The organism is Neobacillus niacini (assembly GCF_031456445.1).
Lineage (GTDB): Bacteria > Bacillota > Bacilli > Bacillales > Cytobacillaceae > Neobacillus > Neobacillus niacini_I.
In genome coordinates this window covers 12,289-33,981 of record NZ_JAVDUQ010000037.1, presented here as the reverse complement: position 1 = coordinate 33,981, position 21,693 = coordinate 12,289, and the positions used below count along the sequence as shown (strand labels likewise).

At 33.5% G+C, this 21,693-nt stretch carries 20 protein-coding genes and 2 pseudogenes; 13 read left to right on the top strand and 9 right to left on the bottom strand.

Features of this window, described 5'->3' with window-relative positions; translation table 11 throughout:
• The first annotated feature begins 7 nt into the window (after positions 1–7).
• The 9 genes from galU (at position 8) to J2Y67_RS22860 (ending at position 10,182) form a co-directional block, all read left to right on the top strand.
• The gene (gene galU / locus J2Y67_RS22900) at positions 8–889 is read left to right on the top strand and encodes a UTP--glucose-1-phosphate uridylyltransferase GalU (RefSeq protein ID WP_310177735.1); all 882 of its coding nucleotides are present in this window, start codon (positions 8–10) and stop codon (positions 887–889) included.
• A gap of 27 nt (positions 890–916) precedes the next feature.
• On the top strand, positions 917–2,146 hold the full coding sequence (locus J2Y67_RS22895; protein ID WP_310177734.1) for a DegT/DnrJ/EryC1/StrS family aminotransferase: 1,230 nt from the start codon (positions 917–919) through the stop codon (positions 2,144–2,146).
• Between the two features lie 18 nt (positions 2,147–2,164).
• Positions 2,165–3,337, top strand: a complete 1,173-nt coding sequence (locus J2Y67_RS22890; protein WP_310177733.1) for an ATP-grasp domain-containing protein — start codon at positions 2,165–2,167, stop codon at positions 3,335–3,337.
• A 24-nt stretch (positions 3,338–3,361) separates the two neighbouring features.
• Positions 3,362–4,267: an NAD-dependent epimerase/dehydratase family protein gene (locus J2Y67_RS22885; protein WP_310177732.1), complete on the top strand. Its 906-nt coding sequence runs from the start codon at positions 3,362–3,364 to the stop codon at positions 4,265–4,267.
• Positions 4,248–4,865 (top strand): sugar transferase, encoded by a 618-nt coding sequence (locus J2Y67_RS22880; protein ID WP_310177731.1) that lies wholly within the window; start codon positions 4,248–4,250, stop codon positions 4,863–4,865. The genes J2Y67_RS22885 and J2Y67_RS22880 overlap by 20 nt, the downstream gene beginning before the upstream one ends.
• Complete coding sequence (locus tag J2Y67_RS22875) at positions 4,865–6,142, top strand: glycosyltransferase (protein WP_310177729.1); 1,278 nt, start codon at positions 4,865–4,867, stop codon at positions 6,140–6,142. Before J2Y67_RS22880 ends, J2Y67_RS22875 begins: the two co-directional genes overlap by 1 nt.
• Positions 6,143–6,170: 28 nt before the next feature.
• A complete protein-coding gene (locus tag J2Y67_RS22870) occupies positions 6,171–7,139 on the top strand; it encodes a glycosyltransferase (protein WP_310177728.1) in 969 nt (322 codons plus the stop codon).
• A gap of 69 nt (positions 7,140–7,208) precedes the next feature.
• Positions 7,209–8,630 carry an MATE family efflux transporter gene (locus J2Y67_RS22865; RefSeq protein WP_310177727.1) on the top strand — a complete coding sequence of 474 codons (1,422 nt, stop codon included), beginning with the start codon at positions 7,209–7,211 and terminating at the stop codon, positions 8,628–8,630.
• A 64-nt stretch (positions 8,631–8,694) separates the two neighbouring features.
• Positions 8,695–10,182 (top strand): O-antigen polysaccharide polymerase Wzy family protein, encoded by a 1,488-nt coding sequence (locus J2Y67_RS22860; RefSeq protein WP_310177726.1) that lies wholly within the window; start codon positions 8,695–8,697, stop codon positions 10,180–10,182.
• Positions 10,183–11,514: 1,332 nt separating this feature from the next.
• Here the strand turns inward: J2Y67_RS22860 and J2Y67_RS22855 are convergent.
• From J2Y67_RS22855 to J2Y67_RS22840, 4 genes are all read right to left on the bottom strand, one after another.
• Positions 11,515–13,017: a glycosyl hydrolase family 28-related protein gene (locus tag J2Y67_RS22855; protein ID WP_310177725.1), complete on the bottom strand. Its 1,503-nt coding sequence runs from the start codon at positions 13,015–13,017 to the stop codon at positions 11,515–11,517.
• A 288-nt stretch (positions 13,018–13,305) separates the two neighbouring features.
• On the bottom strand, positions 13,306–13,425 hold the full coding sequence (locus J2Y67_RS22850) for a YvrJ family protein (protein WP_310177724.1): 120 nt from the start codon (positions 13,423–13,425) through the stop codon (positions 13,306–13,308).
• Positions 13,426–13,693: 268 nt separating this feature from the next.
• Entirely contained in the window at positions 13,694–14,119 is a 426-nt protein-coding gene (locus tag J2Y67_RS22845) for a hypothetical protein (protein WP_310177723.1), read from the bottom strand.
• Between the two features lie 56 nt (positions 14,120–14,175).
• Entirely contained in the window at positions 14,176–14,583 is a 408-nt protein-coding gene (locus J2Y67_RS22840) for a DnaB-like helicase C-terminal domain-containing protein (RefSeq protein ID WP_310177721.1), read from the bottom strand.
• Positions 14,584–15,068: 485 nt separating this feature from the next.
• Here J2Y67_RS22840 and J2Y67_RS28110 point away from each other — a divergent pair.
• Positions 15,069–15,210 (top strand): annotated as a pseudogene (locus J2Y67_RS28110) (IS21 family transposase); the annotation flags it as partial.
• A 110-nt stretch (positions 15,211–15,320) separates the two neighbouring features.
• Here J2Y67_RS28110 and J2Y67_RS22835 read toward each other — a convergent pair.
• From J2Y67_RS22835 to J2Y67_RS22825, 3 genes are all read right to left on the bottom strand, one after another.
• Positions 15,321–16,979 carry a hypothetical protein gene (locus J2Y67_RS22835; RefSeq protein ID WP_310177719.1) on the bottom strand — a complete coding sequence of 553 codons (1,659 nt, stop codon included), beginning with the start codon at positions 16,977–16,979 and terminating at the stop codon, positions 15,321–15,323.
• Positions 16,980–17,940: 961 nt separating this feature from the next.
• Positions 17,941–18,117 carry a hypothetical protein gene (locus tag J2Y67_RS22830; protein WP_310177716.1) on the bottom strand — a complete coding sequence of 59 codons (177 nt, stop codon included), beginning with the start codon at positions 18,115–18,117 and terminating at the stop codon, positions 17,941–17,943.
• A 154-nt stretch (positions 18,118–18,271) separates the two neighbouring features.
• Entirely contained in the window at positions 18,272–18,676 is a 405-nt protein-coding gene (locus tag J2Y67_RS22825) for an ATP-binding protein (RefSeq protein WP_310177714.1), read from the bottom strand.
• A gap of 456 nt (positions 18,677–19,132) precedes the next feature.
• Between J2Y67_RS22825 and J2Y67_RS22820 the strand changes: the two genes are divergently transcribed.
• From J2Y67_RS22820 to J2Y67_RS22810, 3 genes and pseudogenes are all read left to right on the top strand, one after another.
• Positions 19,133–19,273, top strand: coding sequence for a hypothetical protein (locus J2Y67_RS22820; protein WP_310177712.1), 141 nt, complete (start codon positions 19,133–19,135; stop codon positions 19,271–19,273).
• Positions 19,274–19,563: 290 nt separating this feature from the next.
• A complete protein-coding gene (locus J2Y67_RS22815) occupies positions 19,564–20,079 on the top strand; it encodes a DUF7686 domain-containing protein (protein ID WP_310177711.1) in 516 nt (171 codons plus the stop codon).
• Between the two features lie 90 nt (positions 20,080–20,169).
• Positions 20,170–20,718: pseudogene (locus tag J2Y67_RS22810) on the top strand (IS1595 family transposase); the annotation flags it as partial.
• An 83-nt stretch (positions 20,719–20,801) separates the two neighbouring features.
• Here J2Y67_RS22810 and J2Y67_RS22805 read toward each other — a convergent pair.
• Positions 20,802–21,008: a phosphatase gene (locus J2Y67_RS22805; RefSeq protein WP_310177710.1), complete on the bottom strand. Its 207-nt coding sequence runs from the start codon at positions 21,006–21,008 to the stop codon at positions 20,802–20,804.
• A gap of 253 nt (positions 21,009–21,261) precedes the next feature.
• Positions 21,262–21,684: a hypothetical protein gene (locus J2Y67_RS22800; RefSeq protein ID WP_310177708.1), complete on the bottom strand. Its 423-nt coding sequence runs from the start codon at positions 21,682–21,684 to the stop codon at positions 21,262–21,264.
• Positions 21,685–21,693 lie beyond the last annotated feature (9 nt).

Here is a 21,693-nt window from a genome sequence, read left to right as displayed (position 1 = left end):
AATGAAAATGAAAAAAGTACGAAAAGCGATAATACCGGCAGCTGGACTAGGAACAAGATTTCTTCCAGCTACAAAGGCAATGCCAAAAGAAATGTTGCCAATTGTCGATAAACCGACCATCCAATACATCGTCGAGGAGGCCATTGCATCGGGAATCGAGGATATCATTATCGTTACGGGTAAAGGGAAACGTGCGATTGAAGATCATTTCGATTTTGCCCATGAACTCGAACAGAACTTATTAGAAAAAGGAAAAAACGATTTACTCGACAAGGTCCGTTATTCTACGAATTTAGCTGATATACATTATATTCGGCAAAAAGAGCCAAAAGGTTTAGGGCATGCAGTATGGTGTGCGAGAAATTTTATTGGCGATGAGCCATTTGCGGTTCTGCTTGGTGACGATATTGTCCAAAGCGATACTCCATGCTTAAAACAATTAATCAATATATATGAAGAAACTCGTTCATCTGTGATTGGAGTTCAAACGGTACCTGACGAAGAAACGCATCGTTACGGAATCATTGATCCATCGACTCAAGATGGACGACGTTATCAAGTTAATAACTTTGTAGAAAAGCCAAAATCGGGTACAGCTCCTTCAAATCTGGCTATTATGGGACGATATATTTTGACACCAGAAATTTTTATGTCTTTAGAGCAGCAGGAAACTGGGGCTGGTGGCGAGATTCAGTTGACAGATGCGATTCAGAAGTTGAATCAGTTTCAGCGTGTATTTGCATATGATTTTGAAGGTACAAGATATGATGTTTGGGAGAAACTAGGTTTTATAAAAACAACAATAGATTTTGCACTGAAGCAAACAGAATTAAAAAAGGACTTATTAGAGTATCTATCTTCTATCTTGAGTGAAGAACTCGTTAAATAAACACTATAAAATAATGGAGGTTATCACATGAGAACATCCGCTTTTTCTGAAAAAAGTAAAATGAACATTTCTTTTTCCCCACCGGACATTACAGATATTGAAATACAAGAAGTTGTTGATACACTTAAATCCGGCTGGATTACAACTGGTCCGAAAACAAAATTGCTAGAAAGTAAAATTGCAGCATACACGAATACATCTAAAGCTGTGTGTTTAAATTCCGCAACTGCAGGTATGGAGCTTACATTAAGGCTTTTAGGAGTAGGAGAAGGTGATGAGGTTATTACCTCAGCATATACCTATTCTGCATCAGCAAGTGTGATCGATCATGTTGGTGCAAAGATTGTTCTTGTAGATACCGCAAAAAATTCCTTTGAAATGGACTATAACCTTTTAGAAAAGGCTATAACAGCAAGAACAAAAGTTATTATTCCAGTCGATATAGCTGGGGTAATGTGTGATTATGATAAGATATTTGAAATCGTTGAAAGAAAAAGAGAAGTTTTTGATCCTACAAACGAAATACAAGAGGCATTTGGCAGAATAATAGTTTTGGCTGATGCGGCTCATTCTTTTGGTGCGACATATAAAGGGAAACATAGTGGTGAAGTGGCGGATTTTAGCAGTTTTTCATTTCATGCAGTGAAGAATTTTACAACTGGAGAGGGCGGAGCCGTTACCTGGAGACAAATCCCTGGGATTGATAATGAATACATTTATAAACAATATATGCTTCTATCACTCCATGGCCAATCAAAAGATGCGTTGGCAAAAACAAACCTTGGAGCATGGGAATACGATATTGTTTCTACTGCTTATAAATGTAATATGACGGATATTATGGCTTCGATAGGATTAGCTCAGATGAAAAGATATCCATTACTGTTGGAAAGAAGAAGACAAATTGTTAGAAAATATGAAGCTTCTTTACTAGAGTCAAATGTTGATACATTAAAACATTATGGTCAAGACTATTCCTCAAGCGGCCACTTATATCTTGTTAGACTATTAGGCAAAGATGAACAATCCCGGAATACTGTTATTGAAAAAATGGCAGAGAATAATATTGCAACTAATGTGCATTATAAACCATTGCCAATGCACACGGCATATAAAAATTTAGGATTTTCTATTAATGATTATCCAAATGCATATGAAATGTACAAAAATGAAATTACACTTCCGCTTCATACCGGTTTAACAGATGAACAAGTAGATTATATAGTTGAAACTTTTAATAGAATTATTAGTGAATAGACAAGGAGAAATTTAATTATGAAACAAAAGGTATTAATTTTAGGGGTTGCCTCTGTCCAAATGGATGCTATCTTAGAATTAAAAAAAATGGGCTATGAAACATATGCGTGTGCAATGGCAAATGATGGACCAGGTGCCGAGGTTGCAGATCATTTTGACCAAATCAATATTCTGGATAAAGAAGCCCTTATCAACCATATAGAGAAAAATGGAATTTCCTTGGTCTATTCTGTAGGTTCAGATTTAGCGATGCCTGTAGCAAGTTTTATAAGTGAACAACTGCAAATGCCTCACTTCGTTTCAGAAAAAACTGCACGTATTTGTAATAACAAAAATTTAATGAGAACAACTTTAGGAAATAACTTTAAAGGTAATGTTAAATTTCAAGTAATTTCCAGTGAGGTGGATAAACTTGATTTAAGTTTCCCTTTCATCGTAAAACCTGCTGATTCTCAGGGACAGCGGGGAGTAAAGTTAGTTAATTCACCAGACGAATATATAGAAAGCTACAAAGCTGCTAAAAAGTATTCCCGTTCAGGTTTAGTAATTATTGAACAATATATTTCCGGACCAGAATTATCTGTAAATGGGTATCTTATTGATGGTAAAGTGAAATTTTTAATTGCATCAGATCGTGATACTTGGCCTGGATATACGGGACTTATTCATAAACATATTGTGCCAACAGATAACCTTACTTCTGAGGCATCGAATATCTTAGTGGGTATAATCGAATCTGCTTGTAAGAAGATGGAAATCATGAATGGGCCTGTATATACGCAAATGAAGTTAGAAAAGGGGATTCCTTATATTATAGAAATAACTCCACGTTTGGACGGATGTCATATGTGGAGTATTTTACAGTATTACACGGGAGTAAATTTATTAAAGCTTACCTTTGAGCACTTATTAAATAATGATTGTTCGGAATTGAAAAAGCAGTATAAAGAATTTAGTGAAGGCTATGTTCTTGAATTTATTTGTCAAGAGCCTAACACAAACGCTGATTATTCGGCTTTCCAGGAAAAAATCAAAAATTCTTTAACCAGCTTTAATTACTATGAACAAGGTCAGATGATCCGTCCTGTAAATGGAATTTATGATAAAATCGGTTATTTCATTTATAACAACAAAAAGAACATAGATTCATTAAATAATGATAATTATATTTCAAATTCTAATCTAGTATAAATAAAGCCAGGAAAGAGGTTTTAAATGAAAATAGCTGTGACAGGTGGTACCGGTTTTTTAGGTAAATATGCTGTTGAATCTATTAAAGAAGAAGGGCATATCCCGGTTATACTTACCAGAAACCCAATTGACACAACAATTATTAGAGATGAATATCGCCAAACGGATTATACGAAATTAGATTTAATAGGTAAGTTACATGATATAGATGCAGTAGTGCATCTAGCTGCAAAGCGCGGCAGCCAAGGGTTAATTTCTGAATTTCATGATAATGAGGAAATGACACAAAACCTATATGAAGCTTGTTCTAAAAGAAATATTACCAATATCGTCTTTGCTTCTACCATATCTGTTTATTCGAACGAAAGTTTGCTTCCTTGGACTGAAGAACAAGTTCCTGAACCGAAACTTATGTATGGTGTCTGTAAATTGTCGTGTGAATATATAGGCAACATCTATACAGAAAAAAAAGGATTGCATATTAAAAACTTAAGGCTTGCACACCTATATGGCTTTAATGAAAAAAATAATTATATGATTAATCGCTTTTTTCGCCAGGCATTTCACCGTGAACAGCTGATTTTAAATGCCAAAAGTATTGCCAAAAGAGAATTCCTTTATGCGAAAGATGCGGCCAAAGCGATTATTCGTGCTTTAAAGCAAGAAACACTTTCTGGAACTTTTAATGTTGGCAGCGGGGAAGCTCTCACTAACTATGAAGTAGCAGATACAATTAATACGATATTTCATAATGAAGAAAACCTTTTGGTAAAAGATCCTAAAGCAGATGAAGGCATCCATTCTTCATTTATGGACAGCAGCAAGGCAAAAGATGTGTTGATGTTTAGTCCAGCTTATACATTTACTACTGCAGTAGATGAAATATACACATTAATGCGGGGGTTGGATGATGTACCGTTATGGTATTAAACGTTTGATCGATGTGACAGTATCGTTATTGGTATTGCCAATTTTCTTGATTATCATGATACCTGTTTCCATTTTGATTAAACTGGAAGATAAGGGTCCTATTTTTTATAATGCTCCAAGGGTTGGAAAAGATATGAGAGAGTTCCCAATGTATAAATTCCGCTCAATGAAGGTAAATGCACCGGACATACGAAATACAGACGGCAGTACCTTTAATTCGGAAAATGACCCAAGAGTAACTAAGATCGGAAGGATCTTAAGAAAGACAAGTATTGATGAAATTCCCCAGATACTTAATGTATTAACAGGGGATATGAGTTTGGTAGGACCAAGGCCAAGCCCGATGGGCAACAAGGATCGGTATCCAAAAGAGTACTTTAGAAAATTTGATGTCAGGCCGGGAATTACCGGATATAACCAGGCGGTATTAAGAAATAAATCGACAATGGAACAAAGAATTCAAAACGATTTATTCTATGTGGAGAATATTTCATTTTCATTGGATGTCAAAATAATATTTTTAACAGCTGCTTCTGTTGTGAAATCTAAAAATATTAATAGAAATGATAATGGAAATAAACAAAGGATGGGGCTATAGTGAATAACTGCTTAATATTATTGACCAACTATTATCCCTTTCATAAAGGTGAGGAGTATTTAGAGTCAGAAATCAAGTATTTAGCTGCAAATTTTAAGCATATTTATATTGTATCTACAATGGTTTCTAATGAAATGAAACAAACAAGAAGTGTTCCCGAAAATGTAACACTTTTACCTATAGGAATTAAACATTCTATTACGGGAAAGGTAAAAATGGTTTCCCGGCAATTCAAAACAATTTGGACAAACAATGATAAAAGAGTGATGCTGACGGAAGATTCTAAAGGAAAACCTCTCCCGACATTATATAGTTACTATTTTGAATCTCGTGCAATGGATGTCTATGACCGTGCAGAAAAGAAATTAAATGAGTTTGATTTTCAACAGTATGACTCAATTACATTGTACAGCTATTGGCTTTATATTACTGCAAGGGTAGCAGTAGAATTAAAAAATAAGTATTTTAAAGATAGAAAGCCATATACCATTTCTCGTGCACATCGATATGATTTATATGAGTATGCTGCACCGTTAAAGTATTTACCTGAACGGGAGTATTTGTTAGAATCTCTTGATTCCATCTACCCTTGTTCACAAGATGGAGTGGATTTTCTAAATCAAACCTATCCTCATTACAAGGACAAGATCAATGTTGAAAGGCTCGGAACGGTATCCTCAAATGTCCATAGCCATACAATAAATGATAAACTGTATATCGTAAGTTGTTCGGTAATGCGTAAGGTAAAACGTCTTGATTTACTAATCGATGCACTGGTTGAGTTAGAGAAAAAGAAAATTCCATATTTGTGGACCCATATTGGCGGGGGACCTGAATTTAAAAATATAGAGAAATTAGCTCAAAAAAAATTGAATATAGAACATGTTCAATTTACAGGGTTTATGAAAAATCAGGATGTTTTAAACTGGTATAAAGAGAACCCTGCAACTGTATTCGTTAATCTATCATCCTCAGAGGGTGTACCAGTAGCCATCATGGAGGCATCTTCCATGGGTCTTCCTGTTATTGCAACAGATGTTGGAGGCACTAGAGAGATCGTTGAAAATGAAAGTAATGGCTATTTGCTGGATAAAAACTGTACTGTAGAACAAATTGTTGATTGTTTTCTAAAGTTTTATAAAAGTAACGAAAATGATTATAACAAAATGTGCGAAAGTGCATTGAAAATATGGAATGAAAGAAGTAATGCGAAGATTCTTTATTCTAATTTTGCTGAAAAATTAGTTAAACAAAGTTTTAAACTTACTAAAGTTTAAAAATAAAATAATTGGAAAGGAGGATCCTATGTTATTTTCTATAATCATTCCAGTTTATAATGCAGAAAAATATTTAGCTAAATGTTTAGATAGTGTAAAAAATCAAACATATGGAGATTTAGAAATTATATTAGTCAATGATGGTTCAACTGATAGAAGCGGGTTGATTTGTGATGAATATTGTAGAAATGATGATCGCTTTATCGTTATTCACAAAGAAAATGGAGGCGTGTCATCTGCAAGAAATATGGGATTAAAAAAAGCTACTGGCCAGTATATCGGTTTTGTTGATCCAGATGATTGGATCGAGCCTAATATGTTTGAAAGGCTTTATCAATTGTTGGCTGATAACCAAGTAGACATATTAATATGTGGGTACTTTAAAGAAAGCTTTAATAGCACATTCCATAATAAAATAATGGAACAATCAATTATTAAATTGGATCGGAAAAAGGCATTAAATAGTATTCTTGATCCCAATGGGTTCAAAGGATTTACCTGTAATAAACTATTTTCTTCAGAATTAATTAGAAGGAACAATATTTCTTTTGATGAGGAAATACATTTTTGTGAAGATTTGTTATTTTGTTGTCAAGCATTCTTGATCTCAAAAAATATCATTTACGATACTACTCCTTATTATCATTATATCATTCATGATGGGAACGTCTCTCAATCGCAATTTAGTCTTAAAAAGATGACATCTCTAATTGCTTTAGAAAATACTATTAATATATTAGGCGAAGAAGATGGAATAACCTTAAACAAGTTTAAAAATTATTATGAGCATATGAATATCAGCTTATTAATGAATGGCATAAAGGAAAAGAAAATAAATAAGGACATTCGAGAAAAATTAAAGGGGAATTTGTTTCGTTATAAGGTTAAGGATTTGACCAATAACTTTGTAAAACTATCTTGTATTCTTTCCAGAATAAATATTAATTTATATTATGTTATTTGGAGAAATTTAAAAAGTATTTCTGCTAGATCCTAGTTAATTTACCGTTAATTAGTGTTTTTGTTTAATAAAAAATAAGGAAATGTTAATAAAGAGGCAACCTACGTGAATAATAAAATTAAAAAATTCATTAAAAATTTTACTTACACATTTAGTGCCAATGCTTTATCTATAATTATTTCCACAGTTTTAATTTTAATAGTGCCAAAATATATTAGTGTTACAAATTATGGTTATTGGCAGCTATACATTTTTTATTCATCATATATTTCATACATGTCTTTAGGGTTAACAGATGGGGCATATTTACGTTTTGGTGGATATGAATATAAAAAACTACCAAAACCAGCATTTGTATCTCAATATTGGTTTCTTGTTTTTTTTGACATTGTGGTTAATTTTTCTATCGCGCTATTTTATGGCTTACAATCAGATGATCCTAGCAAAACTATAGTGGTTATTTTTACTTGCCTAACTGGTATACTAGTTGTTCCAAGGTCTTTATTGACGTTTATGCTGCAAGCAACAAATCGTATTAAAGAATTTTCCATTATTACAATTTTAGAACGCATTATTTACTTTTTTCTGGTTATTGTGTTTTTAATATGTGGAGTAAGAAAATTTGAATTTCTTATTTTTGCAGATGTAATTGGGAAAATCTGTTCAGTTATATATTCATTTTTTGTATGTAAAGAATTAGTGTTAGGAAAATTTGAATCTTTAAAAGTTAGTTTAAAAGAAATCTTGGTGAATATTTCTGTTGGAAGTAAATTATTATTTGCAAACTTTGCAAGTATGCTTATCATAGGAATTGTACGATTTTGTATTGAAAGAAATTGGAGCATTAATACTTTTGGAAAAATATCTTTGGCTTTAAGCATTTCTAATATGTTAATGTTATTTATTAATGCAGTCGCAGTGATTTTGTTTCCAGCCTTACGCCGTACATCAGAAAAAAATTTTCCGGCAATTTATAGAATTATGAGATCCATAATTATGGTTCCCTTACTAGGACTTTTAACTTTTTATTTTCCAGCAAAGATACTACTTTCCGCATGGATTCCGCAATATACCGAAAGTTTAGTTTATATGGCATTATTATTCCCAATGTGTATTTATGAAAGTAAAGTACTTTTGTTGGTTAATACTTATTTAAAAACACTTCGTAAAGAGAAATTGATGCTAGTAATTAATTTAATAACGGTTGGGATAAGTTTAGTGACAACATCAATCATTGTTTTTATTTTTAACAACTTTAATTTAACAATTTTGTCTATTACATTTTTATTGGCACTTCGTTGTGTTGTTGCAGAATTAGCTCTGGCAAGGATACTAAAAATTCAAGTTAAGAAGGACATTATTCTAGAAATATCTATGACTGTAGTTTTTATAGTTGTTTCATGGAATTTAAATAATTCAATAGCAATGATTGTATACTTTATATCTTATTTGTTATATTTATTTATTAAGAAAAATGAAATCCTTTCCTTAATAAAAAATAGTAGGGTACTTCTAAAATCTAAATAACTTGATTCCCAAATTTAGAAGCGTATCATGAATTTTATTTTTGAGGGAAAGGGGAGCCAATTTTATGTCTTTCTTGGATCATAGATATAGTAAGAAAATTATAGTAAGAAACAGCATTCTTTTCATTTCAATTTCATTTTTTGTTATAGGACTGCTTTTTTCAAGTACAAACGTTCTTGTATGGTCATTATGTTTCATGCTTGCTCACAATCTTTGGTATGCTTGTGAGAAGTTTAGTGAGAGAATAATCTTTTTTGCATTTAATTGTACATTTTTTACCTTCCTGGTTGGAAGACTCGTTATTAAAACATTTACAGGTTATGTAGATCCTTGGAATAAAAGTCGGTATGGGTTGGACTTTCAGGGTGATAACATAATTTTAAGTATTTTTATTATTTTATTTTTAGGATTATTATTTCTTTATTTCGGGTATAGAGTTGTTAAAAATGAAAACTTTAATTTTAAAAAATCAAAGCTATACTCAATTAGACGAGTAGAATCTATCGCTTTTGTAAGTAAATACTTATTTTATTTAACTTATATTTTTAATGTTTTAATTCTTCGAGATAAAGCTAATTTTACAGATAATAATGGATATTATGAGTTATACGCTTCTTATACCTCTTCCTATCCAGGGTGGGTAGAAAAGCTTTCTCAAATGTGTCCAACAGCCTTGTTTATATATTTAGGTACACTTCCATCAAAACGAAAAAGTTTCTTCCCATTGGTACTCTATGTAATTTCGGGAGTTCTATCACTTATTGTTGGCCAAAGAAATAATTTTGTCCTTAATTTACTAATAGTTTTGGTCTATTTATGTCTTCGTAATATCACTGATAAAAAACAAAAGTGGTTTGGGAAAAAAGAAATTATTAGTTGTATAGTATCTTTTCCAGTCATTGTGGTTATATTAAATGCTGTTTCTCACATTCGTTTTGAATCATCATCTGCTCCAAAATCTTTTTTAGACGGGATAAGTGAGTTCTTTTATAATCAAGGTGTTAGTGTTAATCTAATTGGTTATGCTCAAACATTAGATCAACAATTTCCAGTTGGAAAAAACTATACATTTGGAAGAATTATTGATTTTTTAAACAATAACTCTATTACCCAATCAATATTTCATGTACCTAAATATAACCCTCAAACTTTAGAATCAGCCTTGTATGGAAATAACTTTGCGGATAGCGTTTCATATATCCTAAGTCCATCTAGGTATTTAAAAGGGTGGGGGTATGGTTCGAGTTATTTAGCTGAATTATTCCATGATGGTGGGTATGCAGGTGTTATTATAGGAAGTTTTATTTTAGGCATAATTCTTGCTTTAATGATAAGAGCCTTTAAACATAGTATATTAGGCATTTGGATGTGCTTATCTATGACAAGATTATTACTTTATGCACCACGTGATACTTCAACATCTTTTTTCGTGTCGACGTTTACTTTAATTAATATATTAACACTATTTATTATCTTTTTAATAGCTAGTTTACTTTGCAAATATAAATCTGAGAGAAGTCCATTATATACACTCGGTGAAATTAGGCAATAGGAGCTTCGATGAACAAATGTTTTAAGAAGTTTTTTCCTTAATCCATAAGTTTTACGTGATTTGACATATATAACATGCTAAATCGTTTTAACCGAATGAATAAAGAGAGAACATGTAATTAAACTTATGAAGAACTAATGACAAATTAAATAGTAAACGTAAAATAATCCTAATATCATTTGTAAAGTGGGGATTATTTGACGCAAACCTTTAAAACTAGCACAATATTTTAGACCCTCCTTTTCACTTTAATTTCGGAAAGATGTCTGAAGTATTGTGCTATTTTTTGTCATATTATATTGGTAGCCAAAGAGAACGGATCTATCTTGGAACTTTATACCGTAAATAAAACTGTTGTATCCCCTACTTGTATTAATAGACATAGATTCCTTTTAACAAGCGTACCATGACGTTATTACTAACAACCGTTAATGTCTTGAAATTAAAATGGTATTAATTGTCCATGTCCTAACAGAAATTTGGACAAAGAAAAGTACTTTTACATCCTCGTAAGCTTTTCCTTTATTCTAAATAATAACTTGATAGGTTTATTGGGTTTTAAATACAATTTAGAATCATTTTGACCAATGACAATATACTATTATCTTCCGAGTTTCGTCTGGTCATGAAAGCTTCCTCCAATCTCCACAGTGCACCTTTTAACTCGTGTTATCTCCCAGAAGACTAACCAACAATCAAGATGCTTATTATATTTCATATCTTTCCATGGGCACTTCAAGATAGTTCATCCTGAATGACTTCTTTATCAAGTTGTTTCCCACAGAGTCGAAGGAGATCATACGCAAGGCATGTATTTGCGCATTTAAATAGAGCCACTTCGGTTACGAAATCGAGAGCCACTCAATTTCCAGTTTGTGCACGTCTTGATTTGGAGTGAGAGGTATGATAGGCGTGTTGCCTTCTCGAAACACCTTGGTGTGCCGCCCTTCGAGCAAAATCATACCTCTGGAGGTCCCATGTGAAGACATTCCAAATTTTCCAATCTCATAGGGACAAGTGGATCACCTTTTGATGATCAGAGTGGCTCAAAGTGCAGTTTGCAAAAACAACGCATAACACTCTTTTGTTCTTTTAGAAAATCGCTAGTCTTTCAAATTTAATCCTTTAATGCTTTGCCATTCTAGCAACAAGGCCTTCTCCAGTAGATTACAATAAGCTGGAATCGCTGCAGGGATTTTTCTGATCTCTCATGATAACAATCCTATTCATATGTTCACGAAGAGTGTAAATCAGCCGTCCAAGAATTAACAGAAAGTATTCAAATTTATAATAAGGTTATCATTTATTTGTGGAATCCGTATTTGGATAGGTTTATAGTTTGTTTTTGGGGAAAATAGTTTCGTTTTTTAATACTTTTATGTTTGTATTGTTATTTGGACTACATGACACTGTTACTTGCATATTATCGGAAAAGTTAGCAAATTGTTGAGTTTGAATAAATTTATTATTTATAATACTAACCTTTTCACAGTTTTGATAAATACAGATAGGTGTTCGACAATCAATAAAATTATTATCCGATATATCTATAACCTCAATATGTTCATTATCAGGATTAAGAATCGCATCAAAAGTCGAACTGAGAAATATGCCATAACCGCCACAATTGACAAAGGTGTTCTGTTTTATTTCCGTATTTTTAACAGTCATTTGAGCATCAAAACGAATTCCATAATCTTCTTTGTCGGAAGTTCCGTGAGTTCCTTTAGGAGCCCTATATTTAAAAGTAATTTTGTTGTTTGTAATTTTCGTTCCTTGAAATTTTCCTGTCTGTACCCCATCGTGTCCTTTGGCTCCGATAATTCCACGATATAAACCAATACCATATTTTTCTCTATTAAAAATATTGGATTCATTTTTTCCGATGATATATATTTTATTATTATCAATTTTGCAATTTTTCATATAAGAACCCTCTTTGACATTCATTCCCCATAAGGTAATTCCTGCAACTAGGGATTCAAAGTAATTTGATTGTATAACATTATCTTTTGCTCCTAGTTCAGTTATTGGGGTCAGAGGGTTATTATATCCAGTGTTTTCACTTGCAATCATTGCAACCTTAAAACCAATAACTTTATTATTGTAAAAGGTGTTTCGGTGTCCTTGAGTCTCGATTCCTGTTTCCGGAACAAAATCATCTCTCCAATTCGCCGTTAAGACGTTATGAATAACTTTATTATTTTCTCCTCCGATCCAAATGGTACTTGTATCAAACGACGCTCCTTTGTAAGTTGGGGGAGTAAATTCAAATTCACAATGTTGTACAATGGCACTTTCACAAAATCCACGTAAAGCCCATATACCATTGCAAATAAATTTTACATTACTAATTAAGACGTTTTTGGCCTCATTCAAGTTTAATAAAACACGATTGCTATTCATCCATCTACCGGTAGTAGTTACTTCATTGTCTAAATTACAATCAAGGGTAAGATTTAATAATTTAAAGTTTTCCAATAAGATATTATTGGCAATAAACATATAACCCCAATCGCCTGTTTTATCTTTAATTTTAATGGTGGTAAGACTTTTACCAGCTCCTTTTAATGTGACATTGGATTTTAAGGAAAGAATGATGTTGCTGCCCGTTACAATATAAGTACCTTTAGGAAAATAAACTGTTCCACCGCCAATAGATGCAACTAAATCAATTGCATTTTGAATAGCTGGGGTATCATTTGTTACTCCATCACCTTTGGCACCAAACCATTTAACGTTTATAGAAATAATTTTAATTATGTATCCAATAAAGAAAGCAAGAAGCAAAAGTAAGAAGCTTATTAAGAAGTTCCTTCGAGTCAAAATGTTCACCTCTGATTAACCATCCATCAATACTAAATACTGAATAAAGTCCAGGTACACTACCTATAAATTACATTGTTAATTGTGGTATAACACATACATTCACATTAATTTGACCAATGTATAAGGGCCCTTATGACGGTAGGATACCCGTTTTAATATAAGCTGAAGAGCTTTATAATATCGAAAACATCTATTCTAGTCTAACATTATTCGAAGCTAGATATGGAAAGAAATCTTTATAGATCTAAAAATTTATGTATCTAAAAGTTGTAGATTTTGTACACTACGAAAATATCAGTTTTTTTTTATACGATCCGGCAGGCTTTGAGTAGACCGGACCACCATACCAAGCTTTGCCTCAAACCGATAAAGCAAATAGAGTGCTACTACTATTGAAAAGCCCGCTTCACTCATGAACAGAATGATCTGCTCGACTCAATTTTATTAAGAGTAAATTTCCAAAGGAAACTGCGTTTATTGGGGCATTGTCATTAGATGGAACAGTTATAAAAGCAGATGGAATGCTGCCAGTTTGATATCAGCGAAAACGCTAGGGATAAAATGTTAGTAGTTGTGTCTAACATTTACGGGGCAGTTCAGAATTATGGAGTTGTTAGGCATCGCTTGACTCGAACTTAAATGGCTATATCTCTAACAATAAAAGATTGCTCCCTATTCCTAGCTATTGCTCCCTCATAAAACACCCCGCTATAGCCGGAAAACCCTTGAATTCCTTCTTCATATCCCGAAATGAAATGACATCATTTCCAGTAGTAAGCTCCAAATCTAGCGGATACTCGTGACAGTTCAATGGAGCGTTATGAAAGGTTTGGATATAGAATTGGATGGCGTCTTCCGGACTGCTCGCATAGATAAAGGCAAATGCCTTTTGGTTCATCTTTAAGGAGTAGATACCCACCTTATGAATACCTAATACATTGTGTTGAATCATTCCTGATACTTTCTGATGATCCGCTTGGTTAAAGTCTATTTTGGATATTTCGTCATTTAATGAAACTTTCTTCTCCAACAGTAAATGGTGGATGTAATGGGCCAATGAGGATTCTTGATAAAGCAAACAATCTTGGTATAGATCCTTCACAAGCATGTGACAACACCCTCTTTTTCATCGATGGGCTTACGTTTAAAAGGGCTAAGGATAGGTTATTCAATATTAAGACTCTGTTCCTTTTGGTCCTCTAGTCTTCCTGTATGCTTGTTGTAATTCACCCGGATGGTTCCAACCGGACCAATTCGGTTTTTCGAGACAATGATTTCAAGGGAATGGTCCTCGGAGTCCTTGTCATAATACGCTTCACGGTACAAGAACAAAATGACATCTGCATCCTGTTCAACACTGCCCGATTCCCGTATATCCGACATCATCGGCCGTTTATTCGCTCTTGACTCCACCGATCGATTGAGCTGTGCCAAACAAATGACGGGGCAATCAAAATCCTTCGCCATCGTTTTCAGGGATTTAGATATTTCCGTTACCTGTAAATGGGAATTACCGCCGTAAAATTGACTGGAATGGATCAGGGTCCCCTTTCTTTTTGATGAAGTACCCAAAAAAGAAAGCAAGTATCCAAAATATAAAGTTTATTAAGAATTTCCTTCGATTCAAAATACTCACCTCTATTACTATAATACTTCAATCCTAGCTTTATAATAAAATAAGTTATTGCTTATATATGATTACGGCCATAGGAATTTAACACTTATGCAATCTTTTGTACCACTCATTGACAAAGATTTTACCAAGCTTTTCTATCCCCTTACCAATGAAAAAACTCCTCTACATTACTAGATAGTAATTAAAGGAGTTATGTTATGATTCAAAGGATTATGTTAACCCTTGAAGAACTTAATTATGATTTTCCAACATACGTAAAATCGTTGCCAAACGTAAGAAAGAGATTCAGGAAGTCTTCATTCCACTTGACTTTCAACTCGGCCACCAATTCCAATTCGACGGGGAGATGTGGATATAATTCTACAGGGTAGTACACAATTTATTTTCCTCTTCTGCGTTCTGTTCTATTGCAAGCCGTATGCGATTTGTACGAGCGTATTTTCATGAAAAACAGGAAGCATTTCTTGATGGGTTTGTCCATGTGTTTGAGTTCTTGGGAGGAGTTCCAACAGAGAGGGATTACTAGATAATTTAAAACAGCTGTAGAAAAAATCCTCCAAGGGAGAGATTACTCTTTTAGTAACCAACCTTTTCACCCCTTGGAAATAATTATCGGCTATCATTCGTAAATATCAATACACATTAATGTATCTTGTTCTCCAAGTGCGAAACATTATTGTAACTTGATTTCCGTAACTCTTAGACCTGGAGCCATTATCTCATTACCTGAAATAACATAGTTTACGTTTCTTGGATAAGTGTTAGTAGTTTTGTAAATACAATAGGTCATATCGCTTGTTCCACCATAAGTTGTAAACTGTGTGAAAAGGTTATTCTTACAGATAACTTCGGATAGATTTCTCCCTAATCGTATAGGCATTAATACATCTTTAAAACGATTCCCAGTGATAAACACTTGGTGTATCCAGTTAGTTGAACCTGTATCCATATGAAGGGCGATACCATTAGCACCACAATTTACAATCGTATTATTCTTTATTTCTAATCCAGTTAAATTGACATTTGCATAAAACTTAATTCCTGCATCTCCTGAATAAAGATTGGTAGAAACTGTTCTTGTTTTATATTCGATATAGTTATCATAGATTCGTACATTTTTAACAGGTGTTTTTTGATCCCATTTAGGAGTTTTTAATTTAAACGTAATCCCTGCCCTCGGATCTGGCGCCCCTTGAACGTCATCTGTGATAACAATTGTATTGTTATACACACTTAAATCCTCTAAATAACCTTTTGTCAAATTCATTGGCCAAATAAATACACCTTTTGAAGCTACTTGAATAGAATTGTTATACACCTTTATTCCTCTTCCGCCGGGGTCTAATGTAATAACACCACTGGTCGTATCCGTATATGGAGTTGGTAAAATACCGTTTGCGTAGCCTAAACATTTGTTATCATGAACATGGAAATTATGACCTTGAAATTCAATTGCTGTTTCGGGAACGAATCCGCAGTTTCCAGATGACCAAATAATATTATTGCTAATATCGTTATTTTTACCTCCCCACCAAACAGCTGAAACATCCCACCATGTAGCAGGAACATTCGTTGTATTATATTCAACTTCATTATTGATAAATCGACTGTTCATTACATTCCCATGCATAGCCCAAACACCGTTACAAATGAAATGCACATTTTGAATTAAATAGTTATAGGTATATCCTCCGTTTATCCACATTCTGTGCTTATCCCACATGGTAGGTACTCCGACAGTATTGTTAATATTACAGTCGAACGTTAAATCTGCAAATTTAACATTATACATAACAGCAGCTGGAGTAGGATATGAAAATAATTCTCCCCAATCTCCAGTAGTCTTATGGATTTTAATAATAGAGGTATTTCTAGAAACCCCTTTAATCGTAATGTTGGACTTTAAGATTATGTTATTTGCTTTTCCTGATTTCGGTTTTACATAAAATGTTCCATCAGGGATAAGAACCGTTCCTCCACCTAACGAATCAACATAATTAATTGTTTGCTGAATGGCGGATATATTGTCAGTTAAAGATGTACTGGCACCAAAATTTGTAATTGGTACTTCGAGCGTATCTAATCGTTTTGCATTATCCGCCAGTTGCGAATTTATCTCTTTTAGTTTGCTTGAAACTGAATTACCATTATCGTCAATAACCATTGCTGCGTGTGCTCGTTGTATTCCTATAGTTCCATCTTCTTTTTTAAAGGGAAAAATGAAAAAAAAGCCAAGTATCCAGAAAATTAGTGCAGATAAAAAGTTTCTTCTATCTTCGTTATCATTATCATTTGGTATTTTAATAAAAGATGAAGAAATTTTTGTTTTCATAAATTACCTCCAAAGGTGTTTGTTCTTAATAAGATGCTAATTATTTATACATAAAGAAGAAAATTTTTTTCTTAAATAAATCAAACCTCTGGTTCCTAAGAACATAATTTTTACAGTCATGAAGATCTTTTTAGAGACCATCATTATGTAAGATCATTTAATTTAAAAGTATGATAGTTTATTTTTTTCTGTAATTTCATTCTTAACATACTATCGAGACAGGAGTCTTGTAATAATTGATAGTAATTTCTCCTTGCAGCATGCCAAGTAATTTTTAACTTTAAAAAAATTACTCTAATCCTCAAAAATTTTCTCCCCTTTATATTTATCATTAATCGTAATTCCCTATTCTGAAACTGGCTATCATAGGCATTAGCATGACTTTAGCCTCTAAAGTTTTGGAATCAACATTTTGTCAATAGGTTTTCCATTATTGTATGATTTATGGAATATAAGATAATTATAGGATAAATTATCGCGCTTCGATAGTTCTTTTGTCATATACACGTTGAAATTTTTGAGAAATATTAATGAAAAAGGTCGTGGGTGAATGTGAAAAAAGACTTAGATCACGGTTCTGTCATCTTTTTTGGTTTTAGAAATAAATAAAATAGATTGAGAGAACCGTTCCTATGGAACCTGGTTTCTTGAAATTTGTCATTTAGGAATTACATGATGAAGTTCATGTACAGGAGGGGAAGAATAAAGAGCTAAATAAAAAATTATTGATACAGTTTTTCGAAGTACTATGTCAGTGTAAAGGAGTCATGAATTTTAAAAACTATAAAAGAAAATCACGAATCACTGCCTTATCTGTAAACGTCAAGTAGAATTCAGCAGTTTTCATCAATTAAGATTCAACACTTTGATTATAAAATAATGCTTTTCTGTATTTCACACTGATACCTGTATTTGTCAATTCAAAATTCCCCTACCAAAATGGGGAATTTTATTTTATCTTTTAAAACGGAAAAATATCCAGCTTAGAAATTAGCTTGGGATTTTCAATGCGTAATTCCTCATTTTCCTTCTCTAAATAAGCAATCTCTTCGAATAATCTTGCGATTTCAGTTTTATCATCAATTCCTTCCTCGTATGCAGTTCCGTACACTCTTAACCAATCACTAAAACTATACATATCCCATTCGTCAATTTCATCCTTTTAATCTCTTAGGGCGTGTCCTGCTGGGCATTTGTCCATCCATTCACCAACTAGCTGCTCATCACATTTCACCTCGTAGGATCGGAAGAAAAGAGTTGCTTCTTTTACTGTTATCATTCTGTTAATCTCATTATTCTTCAATTCTTGGATTATTAAATAATGCTTTTCTGTATTTCATCTTGATACTGTCTTGCTCTTCACTAAAGGTCAAAATTTCACTTCGATGAGGAAGGCGGTCTAAGATTGCTGTAGTAAGCGTTGGGTCTCCGAGAAATTTACCCCATTCTCCAGGTCCTTTATTAGATGTAAGGATGAACGCTGCTTTATCATACATTTCATAAATAAACTGAAAGAACAAGTGTGCATCTTGTGGTTCATACGCCATATACATAACATCATCAAAGGAGAGTCGTCCCGTATACTCACTTGTTTCTAAAATGTTGGACAAAGCCTTTAATGTTTTGTTAAAGGAGAAACTTTTTATTAAATCCTCTATTAGGAAAAATGATGGATAAAACAGTAAGCAGAATCGCATGATTTGATTTCCTCAACAGAAGAATCTCGACAATCTTTTTACTAAAGTGGAGGAAGAAACCCCTAATTTACAATGTTTTGTCAGGTTCTAATCAAACGCTTGATTGGATGGGTGATTTGTAAATATCATTAAAATTTTGTGAGTAATGCTATTTTTTGACAACTTGTGGGATCATTAAGGAAAATAGAACGATTTCATCGACAAAAAATTTCCCCGGAAACTGGACAATTTTCTTTTTTCAAAAGGCTTTGTAGCGGTTTTAATCAAACGATTGATTAAAAAGATAAGTGTCGGAACAGGTCGAATGGAAAAGAGTATTGGAAGGTATTTTGATAGAAGAATGCCAATTCCATCATTTCACAGTATCAAATGAATAGCATTTAATGAGGAAAGAGTGAAGCATTGAAAGCCGGGTTGGGTGTTTTTGATTTTTCAATAATCGTAAAGTTATCTTAAATGGATTTTTCAATCAAGGGGGTTAATGAAAATGAAAAAGTTGATCGTTGGTTTAGTAGTTCTTCTTGGGATAGCCCTTTCTGGGGTGCGGAAAAACGAACGATGAATCAACCAAAACTTCCTCAAAAAGCTCGGAACTAAAAATGGAAACGGCAAAAACAACATCACCATCTTCAGAAGACCATGGGGACGGTTCCACTGGCATTCTTCTAGTATTTAGTAGTGTAGGGCTATGCATATTGTCACCATTCGAATTTTGTCATATCTTGATAGGTTAGTTTGAAAGCAAGGTACAGTTCAATTTCTTCTTTTTTTCCTAAGGACCATCATAAATGATACTTCTTATCTCGAAGGGGAGTGGAAAAGTAGTGTCTAAAGTTCCCTCAAGTTGATAAAATAGAAGAAAAATAAATATAGGTGATAATATGAATATGTGTGAGCAATGCGGTTCTGGTAAGGTGAAAGTATTTTTAGACATGGAAGCGGGTACCATGCAGTTATGTCTGAATTGTTATAACGAACGCATGTCAGAAGAGCTTGAGGTAAATTTAGAACAGATGGTAGATTCTTTTTCTTTGAAGGATTATGAAGGGACTACTCGTACCTTTTTTGTGGAAATACATTTATATCCAACGGGGATTTGCCTGGAAGCTGTGGAAAACATAGAATTTGGCTATAAATTTGCTGTACATGGTGAATTAAACAGCAATCAGCAGGATTTACTTAAAAAATTAATGGATAAAACACGAAAGGGTATTGGAGAGAAACAAGTTGAAACTAAAGTTTTTCCTAATGGACTATCTTACTATACATTGATGAATGACCAATTTACAGGCCTTATAGAATGTGATGAAGCTTCTGACGGAGTTCCACTATCATTGATAGAAATAGTTCACTCCTTTTTTTGCTTAGAATTCCCCCTTGTAATTACCCACCAAACGAATTAATTGTCCTTTCCATCTTTTTTCAATCAATTTAACCAATTCTATTCATTTTTCCAATTTTAAAAATTTGACTCTATGAAACAGAGAATATTAAAGACCTTTTTTAAAGAGTCTCTAAAAGGACGTAGAGCCTTAGACAGGAAGCCTAAGAAAAGAGGGGGAAGAGATAAAAAGAGGGGTATTAGTAATCTTAAAATAGCTGTTGTAGTTGCACAGGACCGAAACGGTCAAGTCATCGCTCAAAAAGCAGGAACTGGACGGGTACGTGCAGAGGAAATTGACGCGGTTATCGGGTATTATATTGACCCGTCTTCTTTGCTATGTACAGATACTGCTACCAACTACAAAAAGTTTGCCCTCATCAAGGCATTGAAGCACGAAACCATTAACCTAAGCAAAGAGGGCTACGTTAAAAAAGGCATCTATCATCTACAAAACGTCAACAACTACCATAAACGGTTAAAGGATTGGCTTGATAGGTTTCAAGGTGTTGCAACCTAGTATTTGGATAATTACCTGTATTGGTTTAGTTTTCTTCAGCAAAGTAAGAAAATGGCGGATAAAGAACAGATAAATCAGATGCTTTTATGTGCCTGTCAAAACTCAAATAACTTTACGGTCAACTTTCTACGGGAGGTATAAAAAAACAGCCATTCAATTGAAGAACGGCTGTGGTTCTTGATTCCATTATCGACTCCGTTATGAAATAAGTAACGCCTATATTCTTATTTCTTCCTTATTGATGTGACAACAATGGATAAACCGATTAAACCTAATAGGATGGACAGTATTATTGGTAGTGTTCCTACCTCTCTTAAAGCAGTTCCAAAAATTCCGTACCGTCTATCCCATCCTCGACCATCATTACCTGCTAACCCTTGAGAATAAACCGATGCTGAAATCAATGCAGAACCATAGATAATTGAACTCAACAATAAAAATGTTAAACCAATATTTATATATTTAATACAAATCGCCCCCTAAGCTGCCCTTTAGCAGAACAAGTTCTTGTTTTTATAATAGCATAAAAGGTAAATTATTCCTTTCTTTTTTCAAAAGCCACAATCTTTACGAAAAGAGCCAATTAAAAAAATCGCAAAATGGCAGTGATTTATATCTTTCAATTTGCGATTTTTCATTTAGGAATTTCGGGGTCAGCCCCCACTCAGCCCCCATTACTAACTTTTACCCCCTCACAAAACATCCCGCTATAGTCGGAAAACTTCCGAATTCCTTTTTCATGTCCCGAAACGAAATAACCCCATTTCCTCTAGTAAGCTCGCATTCTAGCGGATATTCGTGACAGTTCAATGGAGCTTTATGAAAGGATTGTTTATAGAATTGGATTGCCTCTTCTTGACTGCTCGCATAGATAAAGGCAAATGCCTTCTGGTTCATTTTCAGGGAGTAGATGCCAACCTTATGAAAACCTAGTACATTGTTTTGAATCATTTCCGTTACTTTGTGATGGTTCACTTGGCTTAAGTCGATTTTGGAAGAGTCGTCCTCTAATGAAATTTTCCTCTCCGCCAGTAAATGGTAGATGTAATGGGCCAATGAGGATTCTTCATAAAGCAAACAATCTAGGTATAGATCCTTCACAAGCATGTGCCAACA